Origin of the sequence: Microbacterium canaveralium, from assembly GCF_047238045.1 — a bacterium.
GTDB lineage: Bacteria > Actinomycetota > Actinomycetes > Actinomycetales > Microbacteriaceae > Microbacterium.
Map to the genome: position 1 here is coordinate 1 of NZ_JBDFMA010000001.1, position 12,613 is coordinate 12,613.

General features: G+C 67.4%; 16 protein-coding genes. 7 read left to right on the forward strand and 9 right to left on the reverse strand.

Annotated elements, in window-relative coordinates; genetic code table 11:
* On the reverse strand, nucleotides 1-201 hold a 201-nt coding region (locus ABC271_RS00005), incomplete at its 3' end, for a helix-turn-helix domain-containing protein (RefSeq protein WP_272877982.1).
* Between the two features lie 486 nt (nucleotides 202-687).
* Between ABC271_RS00005 and ABC271_RS00010 the strand changes: the two genes are divergently transcribed.
* Nucleotides 688-966 (forward strand): hypothetical protein, encoded by a 279-nt coding sequence (locus ABC271_RS00010; RefSeq protein WP_043341934.1) that lies wholly within the window; start codon nucleotides 688-690, stop codon nucleotides 964-966.
* A 271-nt stretch (nucleotides 967-1,237) separates the two neighbouring features.
* Here the strand turns inward: ABC271_RS00010 and ABC271_RS00015 are convergent, their stop codons facing one another.
* Nucleotides 1,238-1,798 carry a GNAT family protein gene (locus tag ABC271_RS00015; protein WP_138176231.1) on the reverse strand — a complete coding sequence of 187 codons (561 nt, stop codon included), beginning with the start codon at nucleotides 1,796-1,798 and terminating at the stop codon, nucleotides 1,238-1,240.
* Nucleotides 1,799-1,949: 151 nt separating this feature from the next.
* A protein-coding gene (locus tag ABC271_RS00020) for an IS5 family transposase (protein ID WP_241186004.1) occupies nucleotides 1,950-2,793 on the reverse strand; the annotation gives its coding sequence in 2 pieces (ribosomal slippage) (nucleotides 1,950-2,486 and nucleotides 2,488-2,793; 843 coding nt in all).
* A 169-nt stretch (nucleotides 2,794-2,962) separates the two neighbouring features.
* Between ABC271_RS00020 and ABC271_RS00025 the strand changes: the two genes are divergently transcribed.
* Nucleotides 2,963-3,544, forward strand: a complete 582-nt coding sequence (locus tag ABC271_RS00025) for an ABC transporter permease (protein ID WP_005052801.1) — start codon at nucleotides 2,963-2,965, stop codon at nucleotides 3,542-3,544.
* 22 nt (nucleotides 3,545-3,566) lie between these two features.
* Here the strand turns inward: ABC271_RS00025 and ABC271_RS00030 are convergent, their stop codons facing one another.
* From ABC271_RS00030 to ABC271_RS00055, 6 genes are all read right to left on the reverse strand, one after another.
* Complete coding sequence (locus ABC271_RS00030) at nucleotides 3,567-4,733, reverse strand: amidohydrolase family protein (protein WP_045245739.1); 1,167 nt, start codon at nucleotides 4,731-4,733, stop codon at nucleotides 3,567-3,569.
* A gap of 54 nt (nucleotides 4,734-4,787) precedes the next feature.
* Nucleotides 4,788-5,693 carry a phosphodiesterase gene (locus ABC271_RS00035; protein ID WP_005052799.1) on the reverse strand — a complete coding sequence of 302 codons (906 nt, stop codon included), beginning with the start codon at nucleotides 5,691-5,693 and terminating at the stop codon, nucleotides 4,788-4,790.
* 18 nt (nucleotides 5,694-5,711) lie between these two features.
* Nucleotides 5,712-6,542 carry a tyrosine-protein phosphatase gene (locus ABC271_RS00040; protein WP_005052798.1) on the reverse strand — a complete coding sequence of 277 codons (831 nt, stop codon included), beginning with the start codon at nucleotides 6,540-6,542 and terminating at the stop codon, nucleotides 5,712-5,714.
* Nucleotides 6,539-7,372: an extracellular solute-binding protein gene (locus ABC271_RS00045; RefSeq protein WP_005052797.1), complete on the reverse strand. Its 834-nt coding sequence runs from the start codon at nucleotides 7,370-7,372 to the stop codon at nucleotides 6,539-6,541. The genes ABC271_RS00040 and ABC271_RS00045 overlap by 4 nt, the downstream gene beginning before the upstream one ends.
* Before the next feature lie 102 nt (nucleotides 7,373-7,474).
* Nucleotides 7,475-8,065, reverse strand: coding sequence for an SIS domain-containing protein (locus tag ABC271_RS00050; RefSeq protein ID WP_005052796.1), 591 nt, complete (start codon nucleotides 8,063-8,065; stop codon nucleotides 7,475-7,477).
* Nucleotides 7,981-8,454, reverse strand: coding sequence for a MurR/RpiR family transcriptional regulator (locus ABC271_RS00055; protein ID WP_164743636.1), 474 nt, complete (start codon nucleotides 8,452-8,454; stop codon nucleotides 7,981-7,983). The genes ABC271_RS00050 and ABC271_RS00055 overlap by 85 nt, the downstream gene beginning before the upstream one ends.
* Before the next feature lie 60 nt (nucleotides 8,455-8,514).
* Between ABC271_RS00055 and ABC271_RS00060 the strand changes: the two genes are divergently transcribed.
* From ABC271_RS00060 to ABC271_RS00080, 5 genes are all read left to right on the forward strand, one after another.
* The gene (locus ABC271_RS00060) at nucleotides 8,515-8,865 is read left to right on the forward strand and encodes a hypothetical protein (RefSeq protein ID WP_005052795.1); all 351 of its coding nucleotides are present in this window, start codon (nucleotides 8,515-8,517) and stop codon (nucleotides 8,863-8,865) included.
* 480 nt (nucleotides 8,866-9,345) lie between these two features.
* Entirely contained in the window at nucleotides 9,346-10,116 is a 771-nt protein-coding gene (locus tag ABC271_RS00065; RefSeq protein ID WP_217316627.1) for a hypothetical protein, read from the forward strand.
* Nucleotides 10,117-10,127: 11 nt separating this feature from the next.
* Nucleotides 10,128-10,577 (forward strand): hypothetical protein, encoded by a 450-nt coding sequence (locus ABC271_RS00070; RefSeq protein WP_062633397.1) that lies wholly within the window; start codon nucleotides 10,128-10,130, stop codon nucleotides 10,575-10,577.
* Nucleotides 10,578-10,858: 281 nt separating this feature from the next.
* On the forward strand, nucleotides 10,859-11,320 hold the full coding sequence (locus tag ABC271_RS00075) for a hypothetical protein (protein ID WP_005051901.1): 462 nt from the start codon (nucleotides 10,859-10,861) through the stop codon (nucleotides 11,318-11,320).
* A gap of 11 nt (nucleotides 11,321-11,331) precedes the next feature.
* Nucleotides 11,332-12,609: a hypothetical protein gene (locus ABC271_RS00080; protein ID WP_005051902.1), complete on the forward strand. Its 1,278-nt coding sequence runs from the start codon at nucleotides 11,332-11,334 to the stop codon at nucleotides 12,607-12,609.
* The last annotated feature ends 4 nt before the right edge of the window (nucleotides 12,610-12,613 follow it).

A 12,613-nucleotide genomic window follows, 5' to 3' on the forward strand; every position in this document is an offset into this window, starting at 1 on the left:
CGATTCCAACGCGATGTGCAGCACCGTGTCCGTACTGACTTTGAGTCGGTAGACCGCTCGCTCAAGCCGCAACCGGCGCAGGTGCGCTTTCGGGTTCTCACCCACGACCGCACGGAAGACGCGGTGAAAGTGATGCGGCGAAAGACCAGCGACCGCCGCGATCTCGGCGAGGGTCACCGGCTCCTCGAGACGCTCCTCCATCCAGTGAAGTGCCCGGCTCACACGTTCCGCATGCCGCTGAGCGGTGAGTGGAAGGACGACTGAGGACACGCTTCGAATCTACGAGCGCCGGTCAGTCGGCGTCTCGACGTTTTTTGCGAATCCCACCGAAGCGACTCGCCCCAATGCCCCGAAAGGTCCATATGGACATCGCGTAGACATCTCCCCTGCGAAATGGACAACTCGGAGCGTGACATCTGTAGGAACCGGCTGACGATGAACTGCTGTCGGTCGTCAGAACTGGTCTGCGAGCGCCCTCCGCTGCGCATCCCAATCGAAGTCCTCCAACGTTTTGCGAGCCGGTAACCCGGCGGCCTTGATCCGCAGCTCTGCGCCCGAAGCGTTGCGCGCCGTGGTCTTCCGCGTGAAGGAGCCTGAGTGGGACACTTCTTCTGAGGGCCACCTGTAGGGATCGCTTTGGGGTCGTCGACCGCGCATGAAGGGAGAACCGTGATGACTGGGGATGAAGTGTTCGACACGATCGCTCACGAGATGACTGCGCTTGACGGTGTGTCACGGAACCACCGCGGCAGTCTCATCGTCTCGGGAAGCAGCAGTGGCGCCGTGCGCGCCATGACCAGCGGCGGGCAGGTGGTGGTGAAGCTTGACCCAATGCGCACGGCGGCTCTCGTTGACGCCGGCGTCGGGACACACTACAAGGGTCAGAAGAACGCGTGGCTCCAGCTTCCGGCCGACCTCGACTTTGATCACGTGCGCGGTCTCATCCTCGAGGCGCTGACTGCATGAGAAACCCTTCTTGATTGATGGTCCTGTCCCCTGGTGTGGTGGAGGATCCGGCCGGGTTGTCTTCGTCGTAGACGTTGGTGAGCCATCGTGGTGATAGTCAGTGAGGGCTCGTCGGATCTGATCGACGCGGGAAGCGACCGTGTGGATCGTTGCCGCTCCGCACGATCTCACCACGGAGCGCACCGCCCGCCGCAACTGGACCCGCCCGACGACGCTCGCCACCTGGCCGGGGAGGTCGACCTGAAGGTTCCCAAATACCCGGGGGCGTGACTCACGCCTCGAGGTTCTCGGTCCCGACGAACGCGTTGTGACGCCAATAGATGTTGTCCCGGAAGTGCGCAAACCCGACGCTTTCGTACGACGCAGCGACCTTCTTTCGGGAGCGCCGAAACTCGATCTCGGACAGGTGCTCCCACGGCACCGGTTGCGCGCGGAGAACGATGAGAGTCTCCCTCCCCGTGCCGGTCACCGTCTCCACCAGCGTCGTGAGCAGACGTGGACCAAGGCGCTGACCCCGGTACGGTGGCTCCACAAAGACGCCCTCGACGATCACGAGCTGCGACACCTGCTCGCCAACCAGCGGATCGCGGGAGTCGAGCCACTCGAAGACGTTCTCATCACCGAGAATCGACTCGGTGATCTCGAATGCTTCGCCGCCTACTTGATCGAACACGTCAACGACGTCACCCACCCGGTCGAGGTCGACGGTGTACGCAGTAGCGCGCGCGATGACACGACGCTCCGGCTCCCCCTCGTCGTCGTCATCGAAGATGTACAACGTCGCGTCAGCGGAGATCTTCGCGACGCCCGACGGCAACTCCGTCCAGTTCACGGAGTCCGGTACTCCGACCAGTGGCCGCGTGACCTTCACAATGCACTCAATATCCGTGAGGTCCACGTCAAGTCGCGCAACAACAGCAGACATACTCACCCCTTCAACAACGGATACGCGGCAACGGCATCGTGCCGACAATACCCGGGCGCTAGGGCGTGTCTCTTAAAGCCTTGAGCCAGATGGTGATGGCGCGTAGGACGACGCCGCCGCGATAGGTCAGGGCGAGTTTGTCGTAGCGGGTGGCCAAGGCGCGCCATTGCTTGAAGATGTTGAATCCGCGCTCGACGACGTTGCGGCGCTTGTAGGCCTCGGTGTCGTAGGTGACCGGGCGACCACCCTTGGCGCCGCGGCGCTTGCGGTTGGCGATCTGATCATCGCGTTCGGGGATGACGGCCTGGATGCCGCGCCGGCGCAACAGCTTGCGGTTGGCCCGGGAAGAGTAAGCCTTGTCACCCAGCGCCCGGTCGGGCCTGGTGCGTGGCCGGCCCCCACCCAGGCGCGGTACCCGCAGGGCGTTCATCACGTGCTCGAACATCGGGGAGTCCCCGCCCTGCCCGGGCCCGAGCAGCATCACCAGCGGCCGCATGTTCCCGTCGCACAGGTGGTGGATCTTCGTCGACAGGCCGCCGCGGGAGCGGCCGATGGCGTGATCAGGCGGCTCGATGCGCAGATTCGTGTAATTCGTCAGGTCCCCCTGTGTCCCGGGGCAGGTTGGTGGCGTGCTGATGGGCGCGGTTGATCGTGGAGTCCACCGAGACTTCCCAGTCGATCAGCCCGGCGGCGTCGGCATGGGCCAGCAGGACGCTGTGGATCTTGTCCCACGTCCCATCACCGCTGAAGCGGCGGTGCCGCTTCCACACCGTCTGCCACGGCCCGAAGCACCCGGGTAAGTCCCGCCACGCGATCCCGGTCCGGTAGCGATAGATGATGCCCTCCACCACGGTGCGATGATCGGCGAACGGCCGACCACGACGCCCCTGCGAGGACGGCATCAACGGAGCAATCAGCTCCCACTGCGCATCAGTCAGCAACTCCGTTCGAGACACACACCGAGCGTTCCAGCGACCAGCCCAAACCTTTGGGAGACACGCCCTAGTCGCTTTCCAGGAGAACTGGCTCTTCGCGCGGATGGCGAGCGACGTCTTGCCGAGTCTTTCCAGGATGATGATCGGGTTCATCGGCGCTGTGGTCATCGGCGTGGTCGTGGGGTTCGTTCTCGGTCAGGCGCACCGCCTCCAGGCGATGTTCGCACCCGTGCTCGAGTTCCTGCGCGCGATCCCTGCGGTCGCGTTGATTCCCCTCGTCATCATCGTGCTGGGCCTCGACGACACCGCGAAGGTGATTCTGATCACCTTCATCTGCCTCTGGCCCGTGCTCCTCAATACCGAAGCTGCAATCAGAGGAATGGACCCCGGACTGCGCGAGACCGCCCGGGTGTACGGCATCCACTGGTTCCGCTACGAGTTGCAGGTCGCACTTCCCGCGGCAGCTCCGCAGATCTTTGCCGGAATGCGCACGAGTCTTTCGCTCGCGCTCATCATGGTCGTCGTGAGCGAGATGATGGCGGGAGGCAACGGGATCGGCGTCTTCGTTCTTCAGTCGCAGAGGTCGTTCGCGATCACGGACATGTGGTCGGGCATCGTGCTCATCGGGATCTTCGGGTACGTGTTCAACCTGCTGCTCATCGTCGTCGAGAACCGGGTGCTCGCGTGGCACCACGGCGCGAACACCGCCGTGGAGTGACACCGCGGTCGAGAGGACGCCCTCACACCTCGATGCCGCCGCACCACACACGCAGAACGCGACGCGCGGCAGCGATGTCGGTGAGCGGATCGCCGTCCACCAGCACGAGGTCGGCTCGCAATCCGGGGGTGATCGCCCCCCGATCGTCGAGTGAGAACGCGTGCGCGGCCGTCGAGGTGGCAGCGCGCAGCGCTTCGGCTGTTGACAGGCCGGCGTCCACGAGCAGAGCGAGTTCGTCGTGCATGCTCTCGCCGTATGGCGGCATTGCCCGTTCGAGGAGCCCGATGTAGGCGTCTTCGTCGTGCATGCTCTCGCCGTATGGCGGCGATGCCCGTGTGAAGGACCCGATGTAGGCGTCGGTGCCGGCCAGGACCGGAACGCCCGCGGCATGCATCGCGCGCGTGCTCTCGTGGGCGTGTGCATAGCTCACACCGGGAACGCCCGCTGCGGTGAGATTCGCGGCGACGCCTTTCATCATCGTCAAGGTCGGGATGAACACCGTGCCCTGGGCGAGCATCGTCTCAGCCGTCGCATCGTCGAGCGCGCGGTCGAGTGGAGCATGGGTGATCATGTCGGCCCCCGCAGCGAGGCTCATACGCACAGCTTCGTACAGGGCTGCGTGCGCGATGACCTTGAGCCCCCGCGCGTGCGCAGCAGCCACGAGTGCATCGAGCACGTCCTGGGTGGGACCGGGCAGATCGGCGATGATCTTGATGTAATCCACCCCGTCTGCCACCTGCACCTCGACGAACCGCTCCGCCTTGTCGGGGGAATCGACCAGCGCGACGTCCGGATAGGTCGGAATGCGGCTGTGCGTGCTGCCCTGAGATGTCGCCGCCATGCCGGCGGTGCGGAAGTCAGCGACTCCCCTCAGTCCCCGCAACGACTGGAACTGTGATGCGGGCCATGTCGCCATGTCCAGGCCGGTGGTGACACCGTACGTGGCGAGCGTCTCGAGGGACTCGCGCCCCTTCAGGTGCATGTGACAGTCGATCAGGCCAGGAAGGAGCACCGTACCTTCCGCGTTGACGACAGCGGCACCGACGACGACCGCATCCGCTGATACGTCACCGATGCGCCCGTCGGGCTGGACGACGACCGTCGTGGGGGCGCTCAGACTGTGTCCGTCGAAGACCCTGGTGTTCGTGATCGCGGTCGCAGAGACTGCGCCGAGCGTGGAATCCGTCATGAACTGCTCCGTTCGAGGAGATGTAGATACGAGACATTATTGTTCACGGGCTGACTACTCTCCCGCCGACGCGTTGACGGCGGCGAGCTGCTCGTCGGGGGTCATGTTCATGAACGCCTCGAGCATCTCGGGAGTCATCTCGTAGACGGTCGGGAACTGCCCGATCGGCACGACGGAGTGCAGCACCCGGTCGCCGTAGACGTGCACGAGGTTGTAGGACTGGCCGCCGTCCTGGCCGCGGGCACCGGGGTAGGCGACGGCGAGGTCCTGCGTGTAGCAGGTCGCCGACGCGACCGACACGGGCACGCCCGCGAACGTGCTGGTGGTCGAGTAGTGCAGGTGACCGCCCAGGATGCCGCGCACGTCGGTGCCCCGGATGACCTCGGCGAGGCGCTCCTGGTCGCGCAGCTCGACCAGGGCGATGAGCCCGATCGGGCTCGGCACGGGCGGGTGGTGCAGCGCGATGAGGGTGCCGTCGGGCGCGGGGACTTCGAGCTCGCGGCGCAGCCACGCCAACTGCTCGTCGCTGATCTCGCCGTGGTGCTGCCCGGGCACCGTCGAGTCGAGCGCGATGATGCGCAGACCGTTGACGTCGTAGACGCGGTCGACGGGCTCGGACTGGTCGGCCTCCTCGTCGAGCAGGCCGCGGCGGAACGCGACGCGCTCGTCGTGATTGCCCATCACCCAGATCACCTGGGCACCGAGCTTCTCGGCGGCGGGCTCGACGATGGCCCGCAGGCGCTCGTAGGCGTCGGGGCGGCCGGTGTCGGCGAGGTCGCCGGTGAACACGATCGCTTCGGGGCGGGCGTTGGCCTTGGTGAAGCCGTCGAACAGCTCTGCGAGGTTCTTGTCACTGTCGATGCGCTCGTGCAGCAGGTCGCCGTCGCCCACGAAGTGGGTGTCAGAGACATGCAGGATGAAGTGCTCGGGAGCGGGATGCTGGCTCGCGATGTGCGACATGGTGTGTGTTCCTTCCGATCAGACCGCGGTGGCGGCGGGGTCGATGATCACGGCGGTGAGACGCTCGAGCTCGGTGGGGGTGAGTCCGTGGGCGAGGAGGTAGGCGCTGATCGACCCGTGCTCGCGGTCGATGCGCTCGAGCAGCGCCTCGAGCACCTCGGCGGGGCTCTCGGTGATGAGTTCGACCATTCCCGCGGTCAGTTCGATGCCGCGCTGTTCGAAGACGGCGGTCATCGCGTCTGACCACTCGCCGCGCAGGTTCTCGGCGGTGGCGGCGTAGTCGGCCACGACGTCGTCGCGGTCGACCCCGGCGGCGGCGAGCGCGAAGGCCACGACGAGACCGGTGCGGTCTTTGCCGGCGGTGCAGTGCACGAGCACCGCGTCGTCGTCGTCAGCCGCGATGATCACCCGGATCGCGTCGACCAGCTGCGCCCCGCGCTCGTCGACGATGTGGTCGTAGACGGGCACGAGTCCGACGTGCGTGGTGGCCTGCGCGGCCGGGTCGGCGTCGTCGAACACGGGCAGGTGGTGCACGGTGACCTCGAGCCCGTCGACCGCGCTCGGCGCTGTGGCGCGCTCGTCGCCGCCGCGCAGGTCGATGATGTGGGCGACGCCGATCTCGGCCAGCCGGTCGCGACCGGTCGCGTCGATGCGGTGCAGAGCATCTGACCGCAGCAGCTTGCCCCACCGGCTGGTGCCGCCGGCTGCACGGTAGCCGCCGGTGTCGCGCAGGTTGTAGAGGCCGGCCACGGCGTGGCGACGCTCACGAGGCGCCGCGGTCGCGGCATCCGGCGACGAAGCGGCCGCGGCATCCGTCGCCGAAGGCGTCAGGTCGAGGTCGATGGTCATTCGATCAGCCCCTGCGCGCGCTCGGCGGCCTCGGTCATAGTGGCGGCCGGGTCGGCGCCGTAGAAGACCGCGTCTTCGATGGCGGTGGCGAGCACCTGGTCGACCTGGGCGTAGCTGTCGCCGGGGTACGACACCCACGGCTCGAGCGCGTCGAGCTGCTCGAGGTTGGGCTTCACGAGCGGGTTGGCTTCGACCCAGTCATAGAGCGGTCCGCCCTCGTCGGCCATGCTGCTGCGCAGCGGTAGGTACCCGATCTGGGTCGAGATGATCTCGTAGGCGCGGGGGCTGGTCATGAACTGCATGAGCTCCCACGCGGCGGCCTGCTTGGCGGGGTCGGTGGCGAACATCGCGAGGAACGAGCCCGAGTTGGTGGGCACGACCGCCTGGTCTCCGAACGCGGGCAGGGTGTGAGCGTCGAGGGTCCAGCCACCGGCCTCGGCGCCCATCATGAACGCGCCCTGCAGGGCCGAGCTGTTGACGTGGATCGCGGTCTTCCCCTGCGCGAACGCCTCGTACTGGCTGGTGAAGTCCTCGTTGGTGAGCACGCCGTCCTCGTACATCTCGGTGAAGGTCGCGACCGTATCGATCGCGGCGTCCGAGCCGAACTCGATCGTCGTGCGGTCATCGCTCAGCACCTGGGCGCCGTTCGAGAGGAAGAGGCCCTGCATGCACCAGCTGCCGCCGGTGATCACGCACGACGCGCTCATCGAGGGGGCACCGGTGGACTCGGTGATCTGCGCGGCGGCGTCTTCGATGATCAGGTCGATATCACTGACGGCGGCGGTGCTCTTGAAGGAGCGACCGACACCAGAGAGCTGGATCGTTCCCATGAGTCGCCTTCTGCAAGCGACCTGACGAACCGGGGCCTTCCCGCGAAATCCGCTTGCAGAGCTATTGCAATCGAGGAAAGTGAATTTCCTGCAAACGGAGTGTCAACGCCCATCGCCGTGGTCGATAACGTCTGGCACGTCGGATGCCTCGGCGTCGGAGCCGTCGTCGGCGACGATGTCGAGCACCTCTTCGCGCACCGCGAGGCGCGCGCGGTCGGCGGCGTCGCTCATGCGGTCGGCGACGGCGATCTGCAGGGCGTTGAGCACGAGCAGCTGTACGAGCCCGCTGCCGAGAATGCCTTGATCCCACGCCTGGAAGCGCGCACCGGCGACGAGCAGGTGGTCGGCGCGGGTGGTGAGCGGGGTACGGGCGAAGCTCGTGACCCCGATCACGGTGGCGCCGGCGTCGACGGCGGCGTCCGCAACCGCGAGGGTCACCGAGTTGGCGCCACTCGAGCTGACGATGAGGCACACATCACCGGGGGCGAGCACGCGGGCGGTGAGGTGGGCGACCACGCCGTCAGCGGGCGCTTCGCAGGGCCGGCCGTTGACGGCGAACGCGACGGCCGACGCCTGGGCGGCGGCGTGCGAGGCGCCGGTGCCCGAGATCAGCAGGCGCGGCGCGCGGGCGATGGCGTCGGCAGCGGCGTCGAACGCGACCGGGTCGATCGAGGCGAGCGCGGTCTGCAGCATCCCACCCGCCCCTCGGCCAGCCACCGCAGAAAGCCCTCGGTGCCGGCGGGTGCGTCGGGCGCGGCGGTGGCGTCGGCGGCGAGGTCACGCACGAGCAGCATGCGCAGGTGCTGAAAGCTGCGCAGCCCCAGCGCCTGGGCGGTGCGGCTGACGGTGGCCGGCGACGTGTTGGCGGCTTCGGCGAGGTCGGCGCCCGACATGTCGACCACGTCGTGGGGTCGCTCGGCGCAGATGCGGGCGACGCGCTGCGCGCTCGGTACGAGCGACGGCAGGATCGAGAGGATGTGGTCGATGGTTCCGCCGAGCGGCGGCTCGTTGAGGGGCGAGTTCATGTAGCCGGTGATCACCTTTCGGGTTCGCCGCACATCGTATGGGCGCAATGCGACCACGACCCCAACCATAGGTGAACGCAGCGTTCATCGCCTCCGCTATCCGCGAAAGGCAATTTCATGACCTCCCTGCGTCCGCTCGAGCTCCCGAACAGTGCCATGCCCGCAAGGAAGTCGGCCAAGGGTGACTCGACCGAAGACGCCCACCTCGAGCGCCGCGATGGCGCCTACGATGACCGTCCGTGCGAGCCAGAGCCACGTGATCTGTCGATCCCGGCGGTCAAGCGCTCGAACGTTCCGCACGTCGATGTTCCGCTGGCGGGGGCGCCGGGGCAGCAGACACCGGTAACCAACGACGCGAAGAAGCCTGCCACGACGATGACGCCCGCAGCGCGGAACCAGAGGGCGGGGGCGACGCGCGAAACTGATCCTGCTCATGGCCCGATCAGACCGATGGCCACTCAGACGTGAAAGGGGAGACATCGCGTAGCCGCGATCCAGCAGAGAAGCTGAGGCGCTGTGAAACCGCCGCCCACATGATCGCGACGGTCGGCCGGCGTCCGAAATGTCCATATGGACATCGCGTGGACATTTCAACTGCGAAATGGACATTTCAGAAAGATCCCTACAAGATCGACGCTTGACCCGCACGCAGAAACCCCCTACTCTGTGAATGTCACATTCACTACTAACTGAGTAGAGGGAGACCCCACAGACCCACAGCCAGGGGAACCGCGCAACGCCGTTCCCCTCCCAGGGACAGGCGCCACACCGCAGCCTGACGAGCGCTCGCCGCGCTCTTCGCTCCGTCCCTCACGGCGACCGCCGTCCTCCCAACCAGGTCGCCGCCGCGGGGGCGGCTCCGTGACATAGCCGCCCCCGCACCTTCCCCTTCATGTCCGCGAAGAGAACGATCCGCGGCCTATACCCACAGACGCATCGGAGGATCCCATGGACAGCATCGACACCACCGCACCGGCAGACTGGCACGACTTCTACGTCGACCCCTTCCCCGGCCGCAAGGGCTCCGAGCGGATCACCGACACCTGCGGCAAGTGCATCGGCACCGGCCTGTACACCGGGCCCACCCACTTCACCGATGGCCACGGTCGCCCGATCTGCTTCGACTGCCACGGCACCGGCACTCGCAGCCGGCTCGTCAGCAGCGCTCGCGCCACCGCCCGCGCCCACGCGAAGGCGCACGCCGAGCACATCGACACGACGCGCGCGATCACCGCCCGTCGCGCTGCCTTCGAGGCCGAGCACCCCGGCCTGCGCGACCAGCTCACCGAAGCTCATCTGAGCATCCGGGAGGGCAACCCGCTGCGCGAGAAGATCGGCTACCTCCTCGACTCGCTCGAGGACTCCACCGGCACCCTCGACGCCGATGAGGTCCGCACTGCCCACGAGCTGCTCGAGCAGCTCGAGCGCGAGCTGGCAGCGCGCCGCCCCGTCCCCACGGGACGCACCCTCATCCAGGGTGAGATCCTCGCAACCAAGACCACCGACACCCAGTGGGGCATCACCGTCAAGATCCTCGTCCAGGGCGAAGGCTGGCGCGTGTGGGGCACCAAGCCCTCCGAGATCTCCTCCGCGACGCGCGGCGACGTCGTCGCATTCACCGCAACCGTCTCCGCCTCGGACGACGACGACAGCTTCGGCTTCTACTCCCGTCCCACCAAGGCGCACATCATCGCCGTAGGCATCCGCCGCACCGCATGAACGAGCGCCTCATGAACAGCCGCACCAGCCTGACGATCTACCCCGCCCACGACGAGCGGTCTCTGCATCCGCCGGCGCCGATACTCGTCGACGAGCACTACTTCGTCCGCTCCGGGCTCGAGCAGCTCCCCGCCCGCCTCATCGGGTTCAGTCCTGCCGGCGCGATCGCCATCACGGCATGGGTCCACGACGTGTTCCGCTCCCCCGAGCTCGCACGCGATCTGTACCCGACCTTCATCATCGCCGGCCGCGTCCACGCCCACCCAATCCCTGCTGCCCGAGTCACCGTGCGCGAGCCCTCCGGCGTCGTCCAGGTCGTCATCACCGACCCGCGAGGCAAGCGATACCGCCCCTACCTCGGCGAAGACCGCGACGTCGCCGACCGCATCGCCGCCGCCTGGGGTTCCCACCGCGGCTACTCAGCCACCGTCGAGCAGATCACCCCGGCGGCTACCGCCTGACCACACGATCGGAGATCACCATGCGCTGCCTGATGTGCGAAGAGCCCACCACCATGTACATCCCATCCGACGACGTCGATGGCGTCGGACTGCACAGCTGCGGCGCGTGCGGCTTCGAGATCGAAGCGCCTCGTGATGAGCCCATGCGCACCGTGCCCGCCGACAGGCAGCGCTCTCGACTTTCGGCGACGACGACGACGACGGTTGCGAGAACGCTGCAACCTCTCTAGTATCAGTGAATGTCACATTCACTACTTTCTGATTGATTGAGGAGATCGCCCATGAGCGAATCGGCAGAGACCGTCACTGAGGATGTCGTCTACGTCGGGCGCAGGCAGGCGGGCAATGGCAAGCTCGCGCACTGGTACCGCACGCTCGTCGACGGCGAGATCTCCGACAAGGAGCTCGGCTCGTACAAGCCGTACACGTCGGCGCCGGTCGGCGCGATCATCACGATCACTCGCCCGATCGACGAGCCGAACTCGCTCTACACCCGCGGGCTGCATGCGCCACGGATCACGGGCGCCTATGCCGACCGCGCGGCCACCGACGAGTGGCGTGTGACCGATCAGGCCGAGGCGCAGCGCGACGCGAACGAGCGGCGCGTCAAGCGGGATCTCGACGGGCTGCCTGCCGAGTTCACCGCAGCACTGGACACCCTGGGCGCGCACTTCTCCCGCCTCAACTCTCCGCAACGGGCGGCGCTGTTGTCGCTCGTCACCGCGAAGCTCCTGCGCTACTGAGGCCGAACGTGATGTCCACCCTCGACCTGCTCGACGACAGCTTCCCGCACGGCACCCCGGACGGGTACCGCCGCGGATGCCGCACTGCAGCGTGCCCCGCGCTCATCCCCTGCCGCACCATCCACACCCGCTATGCCGGCGACTTCTCCTTCGCGAAGCTCATCGACGCCGGCACGCCCCTTGCGGAGATCCTCGAGCGCGACGCAGCCGCACGCGACCAGTCCCGGCAGCGTGACAAGATCGCCGCTCGAGAAGAGCGCCGGGCCGCGGCCGAAGCCACGCAGCCCCGCCGACCCAAGCAGGCCTCGAAGCGCACACCGACAGCACGGCCCGCCCGCCCGCCGAAGACGGCGCCGCTGAGGATCGCGACCCCGCGACCGACGTTGCTGAGGACGCGCACGCATCCTGGCTATCAGTGGATCGACAAGGCCCGCCTCGCGGCCGAGACGCTCCCCGTCGAGCGTGCCAGCACGTTCGCGGAGACGGTCGACGGCTACGAAGCAGCGCTGGATCGTCACGTCGACGAGCTCGCACAGTGGCGCAGCGACCACCGGGATCTGCGCGTCCAGCTGCGTTCCGCGGTCGAGACGCTCAAGACGGCCACCATCGCCGCCGGAAGCGGCCTATCGGTCGGCGGCGTGATCGAGCGTGCTCTGCAGGACGCCACCGCCAGGCATCAGGCAGCAGTCGACGAGCTCGCGAAGCATGATCGCCCGGCACCGCCGGCCAGGCCGCGGATGCCGCGGCCGCAGACCCCGCGGGCCCCTCGCGTCTCCCGACCGCGGCAGCTGCAGCCGCACGGCACCAACGCCTGCCGGGCGCGTGGCTGCGATCGACCGGAGTGCATCGAGGCGGGCCGCGAGTATCACCGGCAGTGGATGGCAAACCGGAAGGAACAGAGCATCCCGGCCGAACACCACGGGACCGCCTACGGCTACCAGCTCGGCTGCAAGGACCGAGATCAATGCCCTGCCGAGATCTCCTGCGCCGACGCATCGCTGACCGAAGAGCGACGCCGGCGGCGGGAAGCCGGCATCGCCCCGCAGGCCCCGCGCGTGCCCGCTGACCCCGTTCGCCGGCACGTCCGACAACTGATGGCCTCCGGCATGACCATCCTCGAGATCGCCGACCGAGCGCAGGCCTCCAAGACCGGCGTGAAAGTCCTTCTCTACGGCCGCTCCGGCGCTCGTAAGGGAGAGCTGCCGGGCGAGATCGAAGCAGCGAAGGCGCAGCGGCTCCTCGCGCTGCAGCCGACCGCCTCCGCTGCGCAGCTCGCACGTTCCGCCTGACATC